20 protein-coding genes are annotated in these 20,299 nt (G+C 73.5%); 7 read left to right on the top strand and 13 right to left on the bottom strand.

The genetic code is table 11. The features are described from left to right. Positions 1–19: 19 nt before the first annotated feature. Positions 20–907, bottom strand: a complete 888-nt coding sequence (locus BJ961_RS21115) for an RNA polymerase sigma factor SigF (protein WP_271417121.1) — start codon at positions 905–907, stop codon at positions 20–22. Between the two features lie 348 nt (positions 908–1,255). Between BJ961_RS21115 and BJ961_RS21110 the strand changes: the two genes are divergently transcribed. Further along, positions 1,256–1,684: a helix-turn-helix domain-containing protein gene (locus BJ961_RS21110; protein ID WP_271414356.1), complete on the top strand. Its 429-nt coding sequence runs from the start codon at positions 1,256–1,258 to the stop codon at positions 1,682–1,684. Positions 1,685–1,735: 51 nt separating this feature from the next. Here BJ961_RS21110 and BJ961_RS21105 read toward each other — a convergent pair whose 3' ends face one another. Continuing rightward, complete coding sequence (locus BJ961_RS21105) at positions 1,736–2,338, bottom strand: ClpP family protease (RefSeq protein ID WP_271414355.1); 603 nt, start codon at positions 2,336–2,338, stop codon at positions 1,736–1,738. A 2-nt stretch (positions 2,339–2,340) separates the two neighbouring features. Beyond that, complete coding sequence (locus tag BJ961_RS21100) at positions 2,341–2,994, bottom strand: ATP-dependent Clp protease proteolytic subunit (protein ID WP_271414354.1); 654 nt, start codon at positions 2,992–2,994, stop codon at positions 2,341–2,343. Between the two features lie 217 nt (positions 2,995–3,211). Here BJ961_RS21100 and BJ961_RS21095 point away from each other — a divergent pair, with 217 nt between their 5' ends. From BJ961_RS21095 to BJ961_RS21075, 5 genes are all read left to right on the top strand, one after another. Continuing rightward, entirely contained in the window at positions 3,212–3,694 is a 483-nt protein-coding gene (locus tag BJ961_RS21095; RefSeq protein WP_271414353.1) for a VOC family protein, read from the top strand. Between the two features lie 46 nt (positions 3,695–3,740). Then, entirely contained in the window at positions 3,741–4,538 is a 798-nt protein-coding gene (locus tag BJ961_RS21090; RefSeq protein WP_271414352.1) for a VOC family protein, read from the top strand. 31 nt (positions 4,539–4,569) lie between these two features. Next, on the top strand, positions 4,570–5,274 hold the full coding sequence (locus BJ961_RS21085; RefSeq protein WP_271414351.1) for a ribonuclease H family protein: 705 nt from the start codon (positions 4,570–4,572) through the stop codon (positions 5,272–5,274). Between the two features lie 92 nt (positions 5,275–5,366). Next, positions 5,367–6,632 (top strand): FAD-dependent monooxygenase, encoded by a 1,266-nt coding sequence (locus BJ961_RS21080; protein ID WP_271414350.1) that lies wholly within the window; start codon positions 5,367–5,369, stop codon positions 6,630–6,632. A gap of 12 nt (positions 6,633–6,644) precedes the next feature. Then, positions 6,645–7,628 (top strand): aldo/keto reductase, encoded by a 984-nt coding sequence (locus tag BJ961_RS21075; RefSeq protein WP_271414349.1) that lies wholly within the window; start codon positions 6,645–6,647, stop codon positions 7,626–7,628. 27 nt (positions 7,629–7,655) lie between these two features. Here the strand turns inward: BJ961_RS21075 and BJ961_RS21070 are convergent, their stop codons facing one another. After that, on the bottom strand, positions 7,656–8,000 hold the full coding sequence (locus BJ961_RS21070; RefSeq protein ID WP_271414348.1) for a hypothetical protein: 345 nt from the start codon (positions 7,998–8,000) through the stop codon (positions 7,656–7,658). Between the two features lie 239 nt (positions 8,001–8,239). Between BJ961_RS21070 and BJ961_RS21065 the strand changes: the two genes are divergently transcribed. Further along, positions 8,240–8,665 carry a DUF6328 family protein gene (locus BJ961_RS21065; protein WP_271417120.1) on the top strand — a complete coding sequence of 142 codons (426 nt, stop codon included), beginning with the start codon at positions 8,240–8,242 and terminating at the stop codon, positions 8,663–8,665. A 21-nt stretch (positions 8,666–8,686) separates the two neighbouring features. On the opposite strand, the gene BJ961_RS21060 is transcribed toward BJ961_RS21065, so the two are convergent. The 9 genes from BJ961_RS21060 to BJ961_RS21020 form a co-directional block, all read right to left on the bottom strand. After that, positions 8,687–9,115: an SsgA family sporulation/cell division regulator gene (locus BJ961_RS21060; RefSeq protein ID WP_271414347.1), complete on the bottom strand. Its 429-nt coding sequence runs from the start codon at positions 9,113–9,115 to the stop codon at positions 8,687–8,689. A gap of 90 nt (positions 9,116–9,205) precedes the next feature. After that, a complete protein-coding gene (locus BJ961_RS21055) occupies positions 9,206–10,183 on the bottom strand; it encodes an LLM class F420-dependent oxidoreductase (protein WP_271414346.1) in 978 nt (325 codons plus the stop codon). A 216-nt stretch (positions 10,184–10,399) separates the two neighbouring features. Further along, positions 10,400–11,359 (bottom strand): threonine/serine dehydratase, encoded by a 960-nt coding sequence (locus tag BJ961_RS21050; protein ID WP_271414345.1) that lies wholly within the window; start codon positions 11,357–11,359, stop codon positions 10,400–10,402. A 108-nt stretch (positions 11,360–11,467) separates the two neighbouring features. After that, the gene (locus tag BJ961_RS21045) at positions 11,468–12,145 is read right to left on the bottom strand and encodes an AIM24 family protein (RefSeq protein ID WP_271414344.1); all 678 of its coding nucleotides are present in this window, start codon (positions 12,143–12,145) and stop codon (positions 11,468–11,470) included. Between the two features lie 58 nt (positions 12,146–12,203). Beyond that, a complete protein-coding gene (locus BJ961_RS21040; RefSeq protein ID WP_271414343.1) occupies positions 12,204–13,517 on the bottom strand; it encodes a CAP domain-containing protein in 1,314 nt (437 codons plus the stop codon). Between the two features lie 93 nt (positions 13,518–13,610). Beyond that, positions 13,611–16,568, bottom strand: a complete 2,958-nt coding sequence (locus BJ961_RS21035; protein WP_271414342.1) for a helix-turn-helix transcriptional regulator — start codon at positions 16,566–16,568, stop codon at positions 13,611–13,613. A gap of 76 nt (positions 16,569–16,644) precedes the next feature. Then, the gene (locus tag BJ961_RS21030) at positions 16,645–16,998 is read right to left on the bottom strand and encodes a UBP-type zinc finger domain-containing protein (protein WP_271414341.1); all 354 of its coding nucleotides are present in this window, start codon (positions 16,996–16,998) and stop codon (positions 16,645–16,647) included. Positions 16,999–17,006: 8 nt separating this feature from the next. Next, a complete protein-coding gene (locus BJ961_RS21025) occupies positions 17,007–18,491 on the bottom strand; it encodes an ATP-binding protein (protein ID WP_381161372.1) in 1,485 nt (494 codons plus the stop codon). 11 nt (positions 18,492–18,502) lie between these two features. Next, positions 18,503–20,179, bottom strand: a complete 1,677-nt coding sequence (locus tag BJ961_RS21020; RefSeq protein ID WP_271414339.1) for an FAD-dependent oxidoreductase — start codon at positions 20,177–20,179, stop codon at positions 18,503–18,505. Positions 20,180–20,299 lie beyond the last annotated feature (120 nt).

Genomic DNA, 20,299 nt, shown 5'->3' with positions numbered 1-20,299 from the left:
GTCGTCGTCGCGGCCGGGCTCAGGCGCAGCCGAGTTCCCCCAGCATGCCCTCGCGCAGCCGGGTGATGATCCGCTTGATCAGTCGGGACACGTGCATCTGCGAGCAGCCGAGCCGTTCGCCGATCTCCGCCTGAGTGGCCTCCTCCACGAACCGCAGATGGATGATCTCGCGGTCGCGGTCGCTCAGCTCGGCCATCAGCGGAGCCAGCGAGTGGAAGTCCTCGACGAGTCGCAGCCCGTCCTCCTCCACGCCGATGAAGTCCGCCAGGACCGACTCCCCGTGCTCGGGGCCGTCGCCGGTCAGCGCGGCGTCCAACGACGAGGAGTGGTAGCCGTTGGACGCGATCTGCCCCTCGACCACCTCGCGCTCGCCGATGTTCATCAGCGTCGCGAGTTCGGCGACGGTGGGCTCGCGGTCCAGGCGGGAGGAGAGCTCCTCGCGTGCCCTGGCCAGTTCCACCCGCAGCTCCTGGAGCCGCCTCGGCACGTGCACCGCCCAGGTCGTGTCCCGGAAGAAGCGCTTGATCTCCCCGACGATGTACGGCAGCGCGAAGGAGGTGAACTCGACCTCGCGGGACAGCTCGAACCGGTCGATGGCCTTGATGAGACCGATCATGCCGGTCTGCACGATGTCCTCCATGTCGTTCCCGCGGCCCCGGAAGCGGCCGGCGGCGAACCGCACGAGCGACATGTTCATCTCGATCAGGGTGTTGCGCGCGTACTGGTACTCGGGCGTGCCCTCTTCGAGTTCCGTCAGACGCCGGAAGAACTGGCGGGACAGCTGCCGCGCGTCACGCGGCGCCACGGTGCGGGGGTCCACGACGTCCCGCGGTGCTTGCCCGCCCGCCCCGCCCCCGGCGGTCTTCTCGACGACCTGCGCTTCCGGCCGGACCACGGCGGTCTCCATTGCCTCTCCCACGAAAGTCACGGTTGGACGTCTCCCTGGACTCTTCCCGCTTGCGGGTACCCGGGCCGCGACGGGGCATGCCACCCGTTGTCACGCGTGGCGCGACGTGTGCCGCGGCGTCCTCGCGGGGCGTTGCGTCACTCGCCAGCGTAGTCCCGCGGGCGGGGCCCGGCACCCGCGACCGGCGCGGCGGTTTCCGGTATACGGACGGATGCCCGACGGATCTCATCGACGGATCTCCTTGACCGGTCTCCCCGACCTGTCTCCCCGACCGGTCTCCCCGAGGATTTCCCTGAGGGCGGAACGCCGCACCCTTCCGTGACGCGCCCCGGCTCCTAGGCTGAGCAGGTGACCAGCCACGTGCCGAACGAAGCCCGCGTCATTCCGCTGCGCCCGCAGGCCGCGCGCCCGGGAGCCCGCCCCGCCGCCCCGCCGGTCCCCCCGGGGCGCAGGGCGCCCGCCGCGAGGGAGCCCCTGTGGCGCGACCTGGTGGGGGACGTCCTGCGCCGTGAACGCCTCGGGCAGGAGCGCACCCTGAAGGAGGTCGCGGAGGCCGCCCGGATCTCCATGCCCTACCTGTCGGAGGTGGAGCGCGGTCGCAAGGAGGCATCCTCGGAAGTGCTCGCCGCCGCCGCGGGCGCCCTCGGCCTCGGCCTGGGCGACCTGCTGGCCCGCGCCCAGGGAGAACTGGTCCGCCTCACCTCCCGGCACACCGGCGCGGGACCGGGCCGGGGCGCGTCGGGCGCGCGGTTCGACGGGATGTGCCTGGCCGCCTGAGCACACGCACGGGCCGGCACCCCGCACGGAGCGGGACGCCGGCCCGGTCGCTCACACCCGCGCCAGGCGCCGGACGAGCACCTCGTCGGCCAGCCCGTACGCCACCGCCTCCTGGGCGGTGAACACCTTGTCGCGGTCCATGTCCGCACGCAGTGCCGCGACGTCGTGGTGCGTGTGGCGGGCCAGCACCTCCTCCACCTGGGAGCGGATCCGCACCATCTCCTTGGCCTGGAGCGCCAGATCGGAGACCGTGCCCTGCCGCCCGCCACTGGCCGGCTGCCCCAGCAGCACCCGCGCGTGCTCGAGCACGAAGCGGCGCCCCGGGTCCCCGCCCGCCAGCAGCACGGCCGCCGTGGACGCCGCCTGCCCTACACAGAACGTGGAGATCGGCGCCTGCACGAACGTCATCGTGTCGTAGATCGCCATCAGCGAGGTGAACGAGCCGCCGGGGGAGTTGATGTAGATCGCGATCTCGCTCTCCGGGGCCGACGACTCCAGATGCAGGAGCTGTGCGATCACGACGTTGGCCACGCCGTCGTCGATGTCGGTCCCCAGGAAGATGATCCGCTCCGACAGCAGCCGGCTGAACACGTCGTAGGAGCGCTCGCCCTGCGGGGTCCGCTCGACGACGTTCGGAATCGTGTAGCTCCCCATGTTCACAGCCCCATCCGTCGCTTGGCGGCGGCCGGGCGCACATCCGCGAGGGACTGCACGACCCGGTCCACCATTCCGTACTCCCTGGCCTCCTCGGCCGTGAACCAGCGGTCGCGGTCGCCGTCCCGGGAGATGGTCTCCGGGCTCTGACCGGTGTGCTCGGCGGTGATCCGCTCGATGGTCCGCTTGGTGAACTCCAGGTTGTCCGCCTGGATCTCGATGTCGGCCGTGGTCCCGCCGATGCCCGCCGACGGCTGGTGCATCATGACCCGCGCGTTCGGCAGCGCGTAGCGCTTGCCCGCCGTGCCGACACTCAGCAGGAACTGCCCCATGCTGGCGGCGAACCCCATGGCGAGCGTCGCGACGTCGTTGGGGACCAGGCGCATGGTGTCGTAGATGGCGAGCCCCGCGTGCACGGACCCGCCGGGGCTGTTGATGTACAGGCTGATGTCGGTGCGCGGGTCCTGCGCGGACAGGATCAGCAACTGCGCGCAGACCCGGTTCGCGGACACCTCGTCGACCTGGGTGCCCAGCAGCACGATCCGCTGGTCGAGCAACTGCTCGGCGAGCCGGTCGTCGAACCGGGTCGCGGGGGTGTCGCCGTCCTCGGCCCTGGGCGGTGCGGCCGGGGCGCGGCCTGCGATGAGTGGAGACATCGGCACTCCTTGTCGAGTCGTAGCGCGTCGTGAGGGGTGGTAGTGGTGGTGGGAGTGGTCCGCGGCAGTCGGCGCCGCGGTTCCTCCACTCTCGGCCCGCCGCGGCCCCCGCCGGGGATTTCTCTGCCCGCGGCAGATTCGCCACCGGCGAAGCGATGAGTTCCGCGGCCCGCGCCGGTCGACAGTGGTGACCGTGTCGCACGCCCAGGAGGTAGTCATGAGCACCGACGGATTCACCACGTGCCTGTGGTTCGACGGCGATGCCGAGGAGGCCGCCCACTTCTACGTCTCCCTCTTCAAGAACTCCGGCGTCGGCGCCGTCACCCGCTACCCGGAGGGGTCGTACCAGCCCGCGGGCAGCGTGCTCACCGTCGAGTTCACGGCCAACGGCCAGAAGTTCGTGGGCCTCAACGGCGGCCCGCAGTTCAGGTTCAACGAGGCGATCTCCTTCCAGATCGGCTGCGAGGACCAGGAGGAGGTCGACCACTACTGGTCGAGGCTCACCGAGGGCGGCGGCGAGCACGGCCCCTGCGGCTGGCTCAAGGACAGGTTCGGCGTGTCCTGGCAGGTCGTCCCGAGGAGGCTGGAGGAGATGTTCCGCGACCCGGATCCCGCGAAGGTGGCGCGCGCCAACAAGGCCATGATGTCGATGCGCAAGCTCGACATCGCCGCGCTGGAACAGGCGTACGCCGGGGAGTGACCCGCGCCCCACCCGCACCACCACGCCCGCACAGGAGGCGGCAGCCATGGCCGTATCACCGGAAGGGGCCCCTTGCTGGGCCGACGCGATGTTCACGGACGTCGAGGGAGCCAAGCGCTTCTACGGCGGCGTCCTCGGCTGGACCTTCGGCGAGTCGTCGTCGGAGTACGGCGACTACACCCAGTGCTACGCGGACGGCAAGGCGGTGGCCGCCGTGGTCCCGCCGCCGCCCGGGCACGAGGACCGGTCCCAGTGGTGCCTGTACTTCGCGTCCCCGGACGCGGCGGCGACCGCCGGACGGATCCGCGACGCAGGCGGCGAGCTGCTCCTGGAGCCGATGCGGGTCGGGGACTTCGGCACCATGTGCCTGGCCCGGGACCCGAGCGGCGTCGTCTTCGGCGTCTGGCAGGGCGACGCCCACGAGGGCTTCGAGGCGACCGCCGAGCCCGGCGCCTACTGCTGGGCCGAGGTCTTCACCCGCGAGCCCGGGAAGTCGGACGCCTTCTTCCCCGCGGTCTTCCCCTACATGTCCCGGCAGATGCGGGACGACCAGGTGGACTTCCGCGTCTTCGACCTCGGCGACCGCACCGTCCTGGGCCGCCTGGCCATGACGGACGACTTCCCGCCCGAGGCGCCGCCCCACATCAACGTCTACTTCGCCGTCGGCGACTGCGACGACGCCGTGGCCCGCGCCACCGAGCTCGGCGGTGTCCTGAGGTTCGGCCCGGTCACCACGCCGTTCGGCCGGTTCGCGGCACTGAGCGACCCGCAGGGCGCGAGCTTCTCGGTGATCGACACCACGACGACCGAAGGGGAGATGCCGAAGGTCACGGAGGTCCCCTGAACCCCGTCCGGACACCCGGCCGGACCATGGCATGATCGAGCGCATGCGTGAACGAGTGGTGGCCGCGTGCGACGGGGCTTCGAAGGGAAACCCGGGTCCGGCCGGCTGGGCCTGGGTGGTCGCCGACGCGTCGGAGACACCGGTCCGCTGGGAGTCCGGCCCGCTGGGCAGGGCCACCAACAACATCGCCGAACTGACGGCGCTGGAGCGCCTGCTGGCGTCGACCGACCCCGAGGTGCCGCTCGAGGTCCGCATGGACTCGCAGTACGCCATGAAGGCCGTCACCACCTGGCTGCCCGGCTGGAAGCGCAACGGCTGGAAGACGGCCGCGGGCAAGCCCGTCGCCAACCAGGAACTCGTCGTACGCATCGACGAACTGCTCGACGGCCGCTCGGTCGAGTTCCGCTACGTGCCCGCCCACCAGGTCGACGGCGACCGGCTCAACGACTTCGCCGACCGCGCCGCCAGCCAGGCGGCCGTCGTCCAGGAGGCCGCGGGCAGCGGCCTCGGCTCCCCGGAGCCGCCGCCGGCGCCGGACGTCCCCGCGGCCCGGAAGGCGCCGCGCCGGGGCTCCTCGGGCCCGGCCCGCAAGAGCGGCGGCTCCTCGGCACGCACCATCAAGGCGAAGTTCCCCGGCCGCTGCCTGTGCGGCCGCCCCTACGCGGCCGGAGAGCCCATCGCCAAGAACGACCAGGGCTGGGGCCACCCGGAGTGCCGCACGGTGGCCGCCGGGTAACCACGCCGGGCCCACGGTCGTGTAGCACCGGCCAGGCGCCTCTCCCTTGTTACTCTGCGGTCCCGAATGACCGTTTTGAGTACATATCAGGGGTGTGTGTGAAGGTCGCCTGCGTCGGCGGTGGACCCGCCGGTCTGTATCTGTCGATCCTGCTGAAGCGGCAGGACCCGTCCCACGACGTCACCGTGTACGAACGCGACCCGGAGGGCTCCACCTACGGCTGGGGCGTCACCTACTGGCGCGGGCTGCTCGACCGGCTCCAGGAACACGACCCCGGGTCCGCGCGCACCATCGAGGAGCACTCCGTGCGCTGGCGCGACGGCGTCGCCCACGTGGGCGACCTGGCCACCCGGCACCACGGCGACGAGGGCTTCGGCATCGGCCGCCACCGGCTCCTCGCGATCCTCGCCGCACGCGCCCGCGAGCTGGGCGTACGCCTGGAGTTCGAGCACCCGGTCACCGGGGCCAACCCACCCGACGCCGACCTCGTGGTGGCGGCCGACGGGGCGGGCAGCGCCCTGCGCACCCACCACGCCGGCCACTTCGGCACCGACATCGCGGGCGGCCGCGACCCCTACGTGTGGCTCGGCACCACCAAGGTCTTCGACGCCTTCACCTTCGCCTTCACCGAGACCGACCACGGCTGGATCTGGGCGTACGGCTACGGCTTCGGCCCGGAAGGCAGCACCTGCGTCGTCGAGTGCGCGCCCGGGACCTGGACCGGCCTGGGCCTGGACCGGGCCGACGAGGCCGAGGGACTGGTCCTGCTGGAGAAGCTCTTCGCCGACGTGCTGGACGGACACCCGCTCACCGCGCGGCCCTCCGGCCGGGCCGGCACCCCGTGGCGCACCTTCCGCACCGTCACCAACCGCACCTGGTCCCGCGGCAACCTCGTCCTGCTCGGCGACGCCGCCCACACCACGCACTACTCCATCGGCGCCGGCACCACGCTGGCCCTGGAGGACGCCATGACGCTGGCCGCGACGCTGCACGAGCGGGCCGGCCTCCCGGACGCCCTCGCCCACTACGAACGCGAACGCCGGGCCGCCCTGCTGCCGGTGCAGAGCGCGGCCCGGCTCAGCGCCCAGTGGTACGAGAACCTGCCCCGCTACATCCGCCTGCCGCCCGAGCAGATGTTCGCCCTGCTCGGCCAGCGCCACTCGCCGCTGCTGCCGTATCTCCCGCCCCGCCTGTACCACCGGCTCGACCGGGCGGCCGGCCGGCTGGAGACGCTGCGCCGGCTCAAGCGCAGGCTGGGGCCGGTCGTCGCGCGCACGGTCCAGGCGCGCAGGCTCGACGCCGACGGGGGACCGGGGCGCCGCGGGCGTCCCGACGCGGTGCCCGCGCACCGCGGATGACACACTGACGCCATGGACGAGCGCACTTTCGACAGGTCGGACCAGCACGCGTCGGTCATCGGCCTCGGCACCTGGCAACTGGGCGCCGACTGGGGAGACGTCGACGACAAGGAAGCCCTCGCGGTACTGGAGGCGGCGGCCGAGTCGGGGGTGACCTTCTTCGACACGGCGGACGTCTACGGCGACGGCCGCAGCGAGCAGACCATCGCGACCTTCCTCGCGAGCAGGCCCGACCTGCACGTGCTGGTCGCCACCAAGATGGGCCGCCGGGTCGACCAGATCCCGCAGAACTACGTCCTGGACAACTTCCGGGAATGGAACGACCGCTCCCGCCGCAACCTCGGCGTCGACCGCGTCGACCTGGTGCAGCTGCACTGCCCGCCGACGGCCGTCTACTCCAGCGACGAGGTGTTCGACGCCCTGGACACCCTCGTCGAGGAGGAGCGCGTCGCCGCGTACGGCGTCAGCGTCGAGACCTGCGAGGAGGCCCTCACCGCGATCGCCCGGCCGAACGTGGCGAGCGTCCAGATCATCCTCAACCCGTTCCGCATGAAGCCCCTGCGCGAGGTCCTGCCCGCGGCCCGCGAGGCGGGCGTCGGCATCATCGCCCGGGTGCCGCTGGCGTCCGGCCTGCTGACCGGCAAGTACACCAAGGACACCGTCTTCGCCGCGAACGACCACCGGAACTTCAACCGGCACGGCGAGGCCTTCGACCAGGGCGAGACCTTCTCCGGCGTCGACTTCGCCACCGGAGTGGAGGCCGCCGCCGAGTTCGCCGCGCTCGCCCCCGAGGGATACACCCCGGCCCAACTGGCGCTGCGCTGGATCGTCCAGCAGCCCGGCGTGACGAGCGTGATCCCCGGTGCCCGGTCGCCCCAGCAGGCCCGCGCCAACACGGAGGCGGCCCGGCTGCCGGAGCTGTCCGACGCCACCCTCGCCGCGATCCGCGACCTCTACGACCGCCGCGTCAAGGACCAGGTCGAGGGCCGCTGGTAGGCGGCCCGCAGACAGCGGGTTCCGGCCTCACGGCACCAGGAGCAACTGCCGTTCCCGCTCCTGGTCGCCGGAGGCCGCCCCCTCGTTCCGCGTGGTGAAGGCGCGGGACAGCGTCTCGCCGGCCGCCTCCACCGCCTGCGGCGTGCCCTGGACGGTGACCGTCACCGGCGCGGACAGCGCCCCGCCCGTCGCCGGGGCCGAGGCCGCCCGCGGGGCGTTCGGGGAGTCGAAGGTCGCGGTACGCACCGTCGCCCCCTCGTCGGTGGGCAGGCCGTCGGGCGTCCCGAAGACGCCCTCCAGTGCGCGGACGATCGCCCGCGCGTCGTCGATCCCCCCGCCGTCGAGCGTCACGGTGAGCTGAGTCTCGGACATCCTTCGCCTTCCTTGCCGCGCCTGGGTCGGTCCCGGCCCGTGTAACCCCGCCCCGATCACCCAAACCGGGCGTCGCCGTCCCGGCCCCGCGCCTGAGTACCGGGATCGCGGGAAGAGGGAAGGGGATCGCAGGCGACGGCCACCGGGAGGAAGACGTGGTGCACTCGGACTCGGAACCGGCTGAGGGCTCGGGCCGGCGCAGGGGGCGCAACGAGACCGAGGAGGAGCGGGCCGACCGGATGTGGACGGAGCTGATCCAGGAGGTCCGCGTCGCCCAGATGGGCGTGCAGATCCTGTTCGGCTTCCTGCTCACGGTCGTGTTCCAGCCGAAGTACGAGCAGCTCTCGGAGACCGATCAGACGATCTACCTGATCACCGTGGTTCTCGGCGCCGTGACGACCGGTGCCCTGATCGGGCCGGTGTCCCTGCACCGCCTCGTCTCCGGACGGCGGGTGAAGCCCCAGGCGGTGCGGTGGGCGTCCCGGCTGACCGTGCTCGGCCTGGTGCTGCTGCTCGCCACGACGGCCTGCTCGCTGCTGCTGATCCTGCGCGTCGCGACCCACGACGGCTTCGTGCCCTACCTCGTCACCGGCGTGGTGCTCTGGTACCTGCTGTGCTGGTTCGGGATCCCCCTGTGGACCCGGTACCGCCACACGGCCCGCTGAGGGACCGCGCCCCGGCGGCCCTCAGCCCTCGGCGGTCAGCTCGGCGAGGAAGTCGTCGACGCTCACCTCTTCCTCCCCGGGCCGGACCACCGTGTACGTCTCGTGCAGGAAGGCCTCGACGGCCGCGGCCCACACGAACACGACGGCGCGATGACGGTCCCCGTCGGCCCGGTCGTCGCCCAGCAGCTCGACGCGCAGCTCGTCCCACATGCCCCGCGACTCGGGCCGCAGCCGCACGTCGCCCACGCCGACCGGTCGGGTGAGCCCCTCGCCCACCATCTCCCGGTCCAGCGTCCAGCGGGCCAGCACCCGGCCGTCGTGGCTGAAGACCACGGTCAGGGCGAAGGGGTCCGCCGCGTCGTATCCGAGGTGGGCGAGCACGGGGAACCGGTCGGCGGTGTCGCCCGCCTGCAGCTGCACCACCAGGGTCTTGTGCACGACGGTGTTCACGAGGCCTCCAGGGGATGGACGTAGAGCCCTCTAGTACCCGCCCACCGGCAAGATGCTCAGTCGGACGGGTGATTCGCGCGTCGCCGGGTCTCAGTCCCGGCCGAACGCCTCCCGCAGCGCGGGCAGCAGGGTCTTCTCCGACCAGTCCAGGAAGGCCGGTTGGGACTCGCCGCCGATCTGCACCAGGGCGATCTCGGTGAAACCGGCCTCCACATAGGGGCGCACGGCCGCGACGAACGCGTCCGGGTCGTCGCCGCAGGGGATGGACTCGGCGACGTCGTCGGGCGTCACGAACTGGGTGGCCGCGTCGAAGGAGTCCGGGTGCGGCAGCTCGGAGTTGACCTTCCAGCCGCTGCCGAACCAGCGGAACTGGGAGTGGGCCCGCCTGATCGCCGTGTCCCGGTCGGGATCGTAGGAGACGGGCAGCTGGCCCACGCGCGGCTTGCCCGCACCGCCGTGCCGGTCGAAGGCCTCCAGCAGTCCCGCCTTCGGCTCGGTGGCGATCACCAGGTCGGCGAACTCACCGGCCAGCTTGCAGGAGCGCTCCCCGGAGACGGCGACACCGATGGGCGGCGCGCTGTCCGGCAGGTCCCACAGCCGGGCCGACTCCACGTCGAAGTGCGCGCCGCGGTGGTTCACATGACCGCCCTCGAACAGGGCCCGGATGATCTCCACGGCCTCCTGGAGCATCTCGTGACGTACGTCGACGGACGGCCAGCCGCCGCCCACCACGTGCTCGTTGAGGTTCTCGCCCGAGCCGAGCCCCAGCCGGAACCGGCCCTCGGACAGCAGCTGCAGCGTCGCCGCCTTCTGCGCCACCACCGCCGGGTGGTAGCGGAACGTCGGACACGTCACGTACGTCATCAGCGGGATGCGGGAGGTCGCCTGCGCCGCGGCGCCCAGCACGCTCCAGGCATAGGGCGCGTGGCCCTGCGAGCGCAGCCACGGGAAGTAGTGGTCCGACGTCACCGAGAAGTCGAACCCCACCTCCTCGGCCCGCACCAGATGCCCGACGAGTTCCCGCGGGCCGGCCTGCTCGGTCATCATCGTGTAGCCGATCTGTGCCATGACGGCCGAGTCCCCGCCGTCCCCGGGGGAAAACGGGGGAAACGAGGCGGAAGGGATCGGGCCGCGCCCTCCCGGAAGGTGGTGAGGACGGTGGCGGGCGCCCGCTCGTCCGCGGCGTCGTCCCCGTCGCCCCCGGCGCCGGCCGGCACCGGGGCCGTGCCCGGTGCCGGCGGCGAGACGCTCGGGCCCCGGCCGGTCGGCGGCGCGGGAGGGGCGTCAGCGCAGGCCGAAGCGGTCCGCCCACACCGCCATGTCGGCCACCGTGCTATTGCCCCCGCACACCACGAGCCCGATCCGGGCATCGGTCCCCACCCGCTCCGCCACGCGCCGGGCCGCCGGAAGCAGACAGCCGGCGGCCGGCTCGGTCCACACCTTGGCGTGCTCGGCGAGTGCCAGCGAACCCTCGACGGCCTCCCGGTCCGGCACCACGAGCACCTCGGTGACCAGCTCCGACACATGGTCGTACGTCACCTGCGAGACGGACGGGGCGCTGAGCGTGGTGACGATCGAGGAGAGGGGCACCGCGAGCGGCCCGCCCGCCGCCAGCGCCCGGGACATGGCCTCGGCGCCCTCCGTCTCCACGCCCCAGACCCGCACCCCGGGCCGCAGGGCCCGCAGCGCCGCCGCCACGCCCGCGATCAGCCCGCCGCCCCCGATGCTCACCAGCACGTCGGTGAGGTCCGAGGCGTCCTCGGCGAACTCCAGCCCCACGGTGCCCTGACCCGCGATCACCACGGGGTCGTCGAAGGGGTGGACCAGAGTCAGCCCCTCCTCACGCAGCCGCGTGACCAGCGCGAAGGCGCTGTCCATGCCGTCGGTGAGCCGCACCAGCGCGCCCGCCTCCTCGGCGATCTCCACGGAACGGGCCGGTGCCGTGCGCGGCATGACCACCGTGGCCTTCACGTCGAGAGCGGCGGCCATCACCGCCACCGCGATGCCGTGGTTGCCGCCGCTGACCGCGACGACTCCGGCGGCCCGCTCGGCCTCGGTCAGCGACAGCAGCTTCGCCGTCGCGCCGCGCGCCTTGAACGAGCCCGTGCGCTGGAGCAGCTCCAGCTTCGCCGTGACCGGGACGCCGAGCAGCGCGGACAGCCCCGGGCTCGGCACGGTCGGGGTGCGTACGACATGTCCGGCGATCCGCTCGGCCGCCGCTTCGATCTCGGTGATCCCGATCAAGGCAGTCTTCCTTCCGGCGCGGGCGGTGATCCGCGCCCCGTCGCACCCTTTCGCGCGACGCCCCCAAGGTCAACAAGAACCCCGGGGGCAGGAAGAAGGGGAGGGGGCTCAGTGCTGCTGCGTCTTCTGCGGCGTCGCCTCGCTCGGCCGGACGACGACGAAGCCCTCGCCCTGGAGCACCAGCTGCACGGCCTCCCCCGAGCCGCCGCGCAGCATCGAGCCGATCGACTGCGAGCGGTGCAGGGAGGTCGCGAGCCCCGCGGACCAGCCCACGACCGCGTCCGTGTCGACGTACACCGGGTACTGGTGCGAGACCGGGATGACCAGCGGGTTGCCCTCGCACACCAGGCCCAGCCTGCCGTGCCCGGTGAAGACGCTGTTGAACAGTCCGCCGCCCGCGATGCCCGAGCCCTTCACCGTCGCGATGCGGTACGACAGCGACGCGTCGAAGCACAGGACGTTGCGGCCGTTGACGGTGAACTCGTCGCCGGGCTCGACCTCGACGATGAAGCAGTTCTGCGCCTCGTGCGCGAACCAGGCCTCGCCCTGTCCGCTCACCGCCATCAGGGGCAGCCCCTCCCCGGTGACCGCGCGCTTGAGCATGCCGCCCACGCCCTGGCCCTTGCGCTCGAACTGGAGACCGCCCCGGTAGGCGATCATTGCGCCCTGCCGGGCGAGCATCTCGCCGTTGACCGCGTAACGGATGCATTTGGAGTTCTCGACGGTCATGCCCGGCGCGGTGGCGGGCTGGACCATGTGCTCACTGGAAAAGAGGTCACCCTTCATGACGGCATCCTGGCCCGGAGCGTTCCGTTCCGCCAAGATCGGGTGCCGGTGGGTTCCTTCAGCCGCCGAAGAGCTGCGTCCAGTAGGTGCCCGCCCGGCCGCCGCCGGCCAGGCCGACGCCGATGTGGGTGAAGTCGGCCTTGAGGATGTTGGCGCGGTGCCCGGGACTGTTCATCCAGCCCTCGACGACGTCGGCGGGGGAGCGCTGGCCGCAGGCGATGTTCTCGCCGACCGTGCCTCGGGTGGCGCCCGCGGCGGCGGCCCGGTCCCACGGCCTGCCGCCGTCCGGGTCGGTGTGCGAGTAGAAGTCGCGGGCCACCATGTCCGCGCTGTGCGCCTGCGCGGCGGTGGCCAGCCGGGCGTCGACGGACAGCGGCGGCAGCCCCGCCCCGGCCCGCTCCCGGTTGGTGAGGCCGACGACCTCCGCCGTCGTGCGGGCCAGGCCGTCCGGGGTGAGCGGCACCGCCCACAGCACCGTCCAGTACGTGTCGCCCGAGGGCCCGCCGGACACGTACGCCCACCCGGTGTGGGTGAAGCCGGTGCCGTGGAGGGTGCGCCGGGTGCGCTCGGCGCCGAGGCAGTACGCGACGAACTCGGCGGGAGTGCGCGGGCCGGAGACCAGGTGCTCGCCGACGGTGAGATACGCGAACCCCGCCGACACGACGCGCTGGTGCACCGAGACGCCGTCCCGTGTCTCGACGCTCAAGGTGCCCGCGGCGGCCATCGCGACGGCGTGCGCCCGGGCCGCGGCGATCAGGCGGGGGTCGGCGCGCACGGAGGGCGAGCCGGCCGCGGCACGGGCGGAGTTGACCAGTGCGAGGAACCCGTCGGAGTCGACGGGGGAAGCGGACGCGGACGGTCCCGGCGCCGCGACGGGCCCGGGCGGCGGCGCCCCGTCGGTCACCTCCACGCCGAAGTCCCGGGCGAGCCCGGCGAGTCCGTCCGCGTACCCCTGGCCCAGCGCGCGCAACTTCCAGCCCCCGCCGCGCCGGTAGAACTCCACCAGCAGCAGCACGGTCTCCTGCCCCGGACGCGAGGGCGTGAACCGGGCCACGGCCCGCCCGTCGGCGTCGGTGACCCGGACCGTGGGGGAGGGGAGCGCGCCCAGGACGGAGCCGGGGTCCGACGGGCTGACGGCCACCGTCACCCGGGTGGCACCGGGGCGCAGCCGCGCCGGGTCGACGGTCAGCGTGTCGGCCCGCAGCCGGGCGCCGGGTGCCTCGGGCTGGTTGTAGAAGACGAAGTCCGCGTCGCCGCCGACCTTGCCGCCGTCGTCCGTGACGAGCGCCGACAGGTCGAAGCCGCCGGGCACCCGTAAGCTCACGGGGCCGCCCGGCAGGGGGACGTTGCCCCCGGGGACCAGCTCGCTCATCGTGCCGCCCTGTGTCGTGGTCCGCGCTCCCGGCGCCGGTGTCGGTGCCGGGTCAACGTCCGCCGGGCGGCGCGGGTTCCCGCAGGCGCGGCGTCAGTGCGACGCCGTCGGCGCCGGGGCCACCAGACCCCGCCGGTGGGCGACCGCGACCGCCTCCGTGCGGCTCGCCGCGTCGAGCTTGGCGAGGATGTTGGAGACGTGGACGCTCGCCGTCTTGGCGCTGATGAACAACTCCTCGCCGATCTGCCGGTTGCTGCGGCCCAGGGCGAGCAGCCGCAGCACGTCCTGCTCGCGTGCGGTCAGCACCGCCGCGCCGGCCCCGCTCCGTTCCGGGTTCGTCAGCCGGCCGCGGCGGGCCAGGTCGTCGAGCCGCTCGCGCAGCACCGTCGCGCCGAGCCGGTCGGCCTCCCGGCGTACGGTGTCGGCCGCGGCGACCGCCTCGTCCCGGCGGTCGGCCGCCAGCAGGGCCTCGGCCAGCCGCAGCCCGCACCGGGCGCGTTCGTAGGCGTCGCCGAACGCGAAGGCGGCCACCGCCTTCTCCCAGGCCGCCGGGTCCGGTGCGGTGGCGGAGATCCGGGACCACTCGGCCTCCGCACGCGCCAGCCACGCCTGCCCCTCCGGGCCCTGGGGCCGGTCGTCGTAGCCGTGTTCGGCCGACCAGCGGCCCTCGGCCAGCAGTTCGGCCGCCGTGTCCGTCCAGCGGGCCACCGCCGCCCCGTCCCCGGCCCGGCGCGACTCGGCCACGGTGTCGGCGACGGCGGACAGCGCCAGGGCCGCGAGCCGGACGGTCACGGCCGGCGGGGTGCCCGCCTCGGTGAGCGCCTCGACACTGGACCGCATCCACCGCACCGCGTCCGCCGCGCTCCCGCGCAGGGCCGCCGCGTCGGTCAGCACGAGACCCCCGACCATCCGCGCCATCCAGTCGAACGGCCCCTCCAGCAGGGCCCGGGCCCGCTCGACGGCACCGAAGTCGCCGCGTGCCAGCGCCACGTACAGGCCGGGACCGAGGGTGTGACCGCCCACGGCCGGACCTGTCGCGGCCTGCTCGGCGGACTCGCGCAGCACCTCGTCCCAGTGCCCCAGCGTGTACTGGACGAGCAGCCGCAGGTATCGCATCTCCCGCGGGTAGGGCGAGGACAGCAGCCCGGCGCGGCGGGCCCGCTCCAGCCCCTCCGCGGCCCAGGGCAGGCACTCCTTCGGGTCACCGGACTCGAAGCCGCCGATGGCGAGGTTGAACAGCGCGCGCAGCTCGACCGGCGCGTTGCCCGCCCGCCGCGCCAGCTCACGTGCCTCCAGCAGCCGCTCGCGGCCCGTCGGGGTGGACCGGTTGCCGCCCTCCAGACTCGTCAGGGAGATCAGCAGGTCGGCGCGGGCGTCGGCGACCCCCAGCTCCCGTGCGACCGCCAGAGCCCGGCGGGCCACCCGAAGCGCAGTCTCGTTCTCCCCGACCTGGCGGGCCGCCGTCACATGGGTGGCCGCCGCCCACACCCACGTCGCCGACGGCGGCTCGGCGGGGATCAGACCCAGCGCCTCGCTGCTGTAGGCATACGCGGCCTCCAGGTTGTCGACGCTCAGCAGATTGCCGGCGAGGGTGTAGCGGACACGGGCGGCCAGCTCCAGGTCGGCATCCTGGCCGAGGCCGGCCAGCGCGGACCGGGTGAGGGAGACCGCGCGGTGCAGTTCCCCGGCGTGTGCGGCGGCGGCCGACGCCCGCAGGGTGAGCGTCACCGCGTCGGGGCCGGTGGGACGCGCGGACGCGTCGACCGCCGACCACAGGTCCAGGGCCGCCTCGACGTGCCGCAGCTCCTCCGCGGGGGCGCCCACGCGCTGGGCGTGGTCGGCGGCCTCCAGGGAGGCGGCGAGCGCCTCCGGCAGGTCGTGGCTCTCGCGGTAGTGGTGGGCGCGTTCGGCGGCGCTGTCCGAGCGGCGGCCGGGACCGGCGAGCAGCCGGGCGAACGCGCCGTGCAGCCGGGCCCGTTCACCGGGGAGCAGGTCGGCGTAGACCGCCTCCCGGGCGAGGGCGTGCCGGAAGGAGTAGGTGTCGCCGTCACCGGAGACCAGCAGTTGCCGCTCCACCGCCTCGCGCAGCGCCGACTCCAGCTCGTCCTCGGGCAGCCCGACGGCGTCCCGCAGCAGGTCGTGGCCCACACGGCGCCCGGCGACCGCGGCGGTGCGCAGCACCTGCTGGGCGGTCTCGGAGAGCTGCTCGAACCGGATGAGCAGGACGTCCGCCAGCCCGCTGGGCACACCCCCGGCGGGCCCGTCCGTAGCCGCGACCAGCTCCTCGGCGTAGAAGGCGTTGCCCTCGGCCCGTTCGACGATCCGGCGCACGGTGGTGTCCGGCAGCCGCCGCTCCCGCAGCGAGCGCACCAGCCGGGCCACGTCCGCGTCGGGCAGGGGCCGCAGCTCCAGGCGCTCCACGCCCGGCAGGCGCACCAGCTCGGCCAGCAGCGGGCGCAGGGGGTGACGGCGGTGCAGGTCGTCCGCCCGGTACGAGGCGAACAGCGCGAGCCGGTGGCCGGGCGCCCCGCCCGCCGGCCGTTGCAGGACTCCCCGGCTGAGCAGGAACCTCAGCAGGTCCCGGGAGGACTGGTCGGCCCAGTGCAGGTCCTCCAGGACCAGCAGCAGCGGCGCGGTGCCGGCCAGGTCGGTCAGCAGGGCCGCCACGCCCTCGAAGAGCCGGAGCCGCGAGCGGGTGGCGGCGTCCCCGTCGTCGGCGCCGCCGCCGAGCAGGCGGTCGGCCACCGGATGCGCGGCCAGTACGGCGGCGAACCGCTCGTCCGCCGCCAGCGCGCCGAGGATCTCGGTGAACGGCAGATACGGCAGGCCGACGTCTCCCAGGTCCACGCAGTGACCGGTGAGCACGGTCGTCCCGGCCGCGACGGCCCGCCCGGCGACCTCGTCCAGGGTGCGGGTCTTGCCGACCCCGGCGTCCCCGGCGACGAGCACCGCGCGGGCCTCACCGGCACGGGCGCGTTCCAGTACGCCGGTGAGGCGCGCGAGTTCGTCCTCGCGACCGACGAGCGGGCTGATGAGTGAGGTCTGCGGCACGCCGCCATCCTGGCACGCGGGCCCGGCACCGGGCCCCCGTTTCGGGGTGCGGCCGCCCGGCGCCGGGGACGGGCGCTCAGCGGCGCAGCGCGGTCGCCCAGTCGGCCGGGACGCGGCCCGCCGGACCCGGCGTCGGCTGGTCGTCGGGGTGGCTGCCGGGCGGAGCCAGGCGCGGGCCGGACTCGCGCACCTCGTTCGTCGCGTAGTCCCAGTACCAGTCCTCGCCCGGCTCGAAGCTCTGCACCACCGGATGGCCGGTCGACCGGAAGTGGCCGGTCGCGTGCTGTCCGGGGGAGCTGTCGCAGCAGCCGACGTGGCCGCAGCTCGCGCAGCGCCGCAGGTGGAACCACCAGCCGCCCGCCGCGTCGCACTCGGTGCAGCCGTCGCCGCTCGGCGGGACGGTGGGGTCGATTCCGGTGTCGCTCGTCATACCGGCTCCTAGGTCGGATCGGTCGGATCGGTTGATTCGGTCGGTTCTGTCGGTTCGGTCGGGGCTTCCTGCTCGGACTCGGCCGCGGTGAGCGGCAGGAGCACCTGGAAACGGGTGTCGCCCGGCTCGGACTCGACCTGGAGGGTGCCGTGGTGCTTGTCGACGACGATCCGCCAGGAGATGTCCAGGCCGAGCCCGGTGCCCTCGCCCACCGGCTTGGTGGTGAAGAACGGGTCGAAGACGCGCCCCCGGATCTCCGCGGGGATCCCGGTGCCGGTGTCGCGGAACTCCACCAGCAGCCGGTCGTGGTGGAGAGCGGTCCGCACGGTCAGCGCCCCCTCGCCGCCCGCGTCGTTCACCGCGGCGACCGCGTTGTCGATCAGGTTGGTCCACACCTGGTTCAGTTCCGCCGGGTACGCCGGGATGCGCGGCAGCGTGCCGTCGTACTCCTTGACGACCCTGATCCGGGGGCCGATCTTGCCGGACAGCATCAGCAGCGTGCTGTCGAGGAGTTCATGGACGTCGACCGTCCGGTACGGGGCACGGTCGAGCTGCGCGTACTGCTTGGCCGCGTCCACCAGGTGGGAGACGCGGGCGGTGGAGTCCGCGATCTCGTTCATCAGCAGCTCGGTCTCGACCGTGTAGTTGAGCCAGCCGACCGCCCCCGGCAGGATCTCCGCGTCCACGGCCGCCGCCACCCGCTCCAGCCACTCGGTGTCCAGACCGGCCTGCACGAAGGTCGGTGCGAGCTGCCAGCCCTGCTCGATCCCGTGGTCCGCCAGCCAGTCGCCGAGGACGTCCTCCCGGTCGGCGGCCTCCAGGGGGCTGAGCGAGGGCGCCTTGGCGACCCGCTCCGCCGTACGCTCCTGTATCTCGATGAGCCCCGCCAGCGCGTCGCGGGAGAACGGGCCCTCGGCGATCACGGCGAGCTTGTGCCGCATCTTCGCCACCCGCTCCCGCAGCGTCGAGGTGGCCCGCACCGCGGCCGCCGCCGGGTTGTTCAGCTCGTGGGTGAGCCCGGCGGACAGTGAGCCCAGCGCCAGCAGCCGCTCGCGCTGCCCGATGGTGCGCTGGGTGTTCTTGGACCCGAAGAACAGCCCCTCCAGCAGGTGCACCGCCATCGGGAACCACTCCCGCATGACGGCCGCGAAGGTGTCGGCCGGGAGCACGAAGAACCGCGTCGGCTCGGTGACCCGCATGGAGTTGTTGTAGACCTGCGGCACCCGGTCGCCGACGTACGCCTGCATCGCGCCCGCGTACACCCCGGGCTGCGAGGTGCGGTTGGTCTCCACGTCGTCCCCGCCGACCCGGCGGGTCAGCACGACGGTGCCCTCCAGCATCACGTAGAAGCAGGTGGCGTCCTCGCCTTCGGCGTACACCGGGCCCGGGTCGAACAGCTCCACCCGGCCTTCGGCGCAGAGCCGGCCCAGCTGCTCGGGCGTCAGCTTCTCGAACAGGAACAGCTTGCCGATCTCCCCGGGGCTGCACGGCATCGGCCGGCCGCTCACGACTGCTCCAGGTACCGGTGGACGAGCATGACGGCCATGGCTCCCTCTCCGACGGCGGACGCGACCCGCTTGGCGGACTCCGCGCGGGCGTCGCCCGCCACGAACACGCCCGGGACGCTGGTCTCCAGGTGGTACGGCGGCCGGTCCAGCTCCCAGTCGGCCGGCGGCCGCCCGTCGGGGGTCAGATCGGGCCCGGCGAGGATGAACCCGCGGTCGTCCCGCAGCACCGTGCCGTCCAGCCAGTCGGTCAGCGGGGCCGCGCCGATGAACACGAACAGCCACTGCGCGTCGACGAGTTCGGTGGTGCCGCTCTCCGCGTCGCGCAGGGTGAGCCGCTCCAGGTGGCCGTCGCCGTGCGCGCTCTCGACGACGGTGGAGCAGCGCACCCGGATGTTGGGCGTCTCCTCGATCTGCTGGATCAGGTAGTACGACATCGACGCCGCCAGGGAGGCGCCGCGCACCAGCAGCGTCACCGACTTGGCGCCCCGGGCCAGGTACATCGCCGCCTGCCCGGCCGAGTTGGCGCCGCCCACGATGTACACGTCGTGGCCCTGGCAGGAGGCGGCCTCGGTCAGCGCCGAGCCGTAGAACACCCCGCAGCCCGCCAGGTCCTCGGTGCCCGGCGCGGTCAGCTGCCGGTAGGAGACGCCGGTCGCCAGGATGACGCTGTGCGCGGCGATCGCCGAGCCGTCCGAGAACCGGACGACGCGCGCCGCGCCGTTCGCCTCCAGGCCGGTGACCTCGCGCGCGGTGAGGATCTCGGCGCCGAACTTCGCCGCCTGCCGCCGGGCCCGCTCGGTCAGCTGGCCGCCGGAGACGCCGTCGGGGAAGCCCAGGTAGTTCTCGATGCGCGAGCTCTGCCCGGCTTGGCCCCCGGTCGCCGACCGTTCCACCAGCACCGTGCGCAGCCCCTCCGAGGCCCCGTAGACGGCCGCGCCGAGCCCGGCCGGGCCGCCGCCGATCACCACCAGGTCGTAGAAGTCGGCCGTCGGCGTGGTCGCCAGACCCACCCGGGCCGCCAGCTCGGGCGCCTCCGGCTCCACCAGCGGGACCCCGTCCGGCGTGATCACCACCGGCAGGCGCTGCCCGTCCTGCCCGGCCGCCGACAGCAGCCGCCGCCCCTCCGGCTCGTCCGCGGAGTACCAGCGGTACGGCACCTGGTTGCGGGCCAGGAACTCCCGGACCTCCGAGGACCGCGCCGACCAGCGGTGCCCGACGACCTTGGTGCTGGGCACCGGACGGTGGTCGCCGGTGCGCCAGGCCTGGAGCAGGTCGTCCAGGACCGGGTACAGCTTCTCCTCGGGCGGGTCCCAGGGCTTGAGCAGGTAGTGGTCCAGGTCGACGACGTTGATCGCGTCGATCGCCGCGTCGGTGTCCGCGTACGCCGTCAGCAGCACCCGCCGGGCGCCCGGGTACACGTCCAGGGCCTGTTCGAGGAACTCGATGCCGTTCATCCGCGGCATCCGGTAGTCGGCGAGGATCACGGCCACCAGGTCGCCGCGGAGCTTCAGTTCACGCAGCGCGTCGAGCGCCGACTCGCCGGACTCCGCGCGCACGATCCGGTACGTGGCGCCGTAACGTCGCCGCAGGTCGCGGGCGACGGCACGGGACACCCCCGGATCGTCGTCCACGGTCATGATGACGGTCCGTGTCTCCCCGTCGGCCTGTGCCATACGTCCCCCACGTCGCGCGGCCGGATTCACGGCACGGCGTCCCCGTCACCGCACCGGCCTCGAACCCATCGTATGTTCGATCGCCGGTCCCCGCTCAGGCAGCGGGAAGGGGCACCGGCG

This window comes from Streptomyces lienomycini (assembly GCF_027947595.1).
Classification (GTDB): Bacteria; Actinomycetota; Actinomycetes; order Streptomycetales; family Streptomycetaceae; genus Streptomyces; species Streptomyces lienomycini.
Note: the sequence above shows the minus strand (reverse complement) of the source record. Positions and strands in the feature narration are given on the sequence as shown.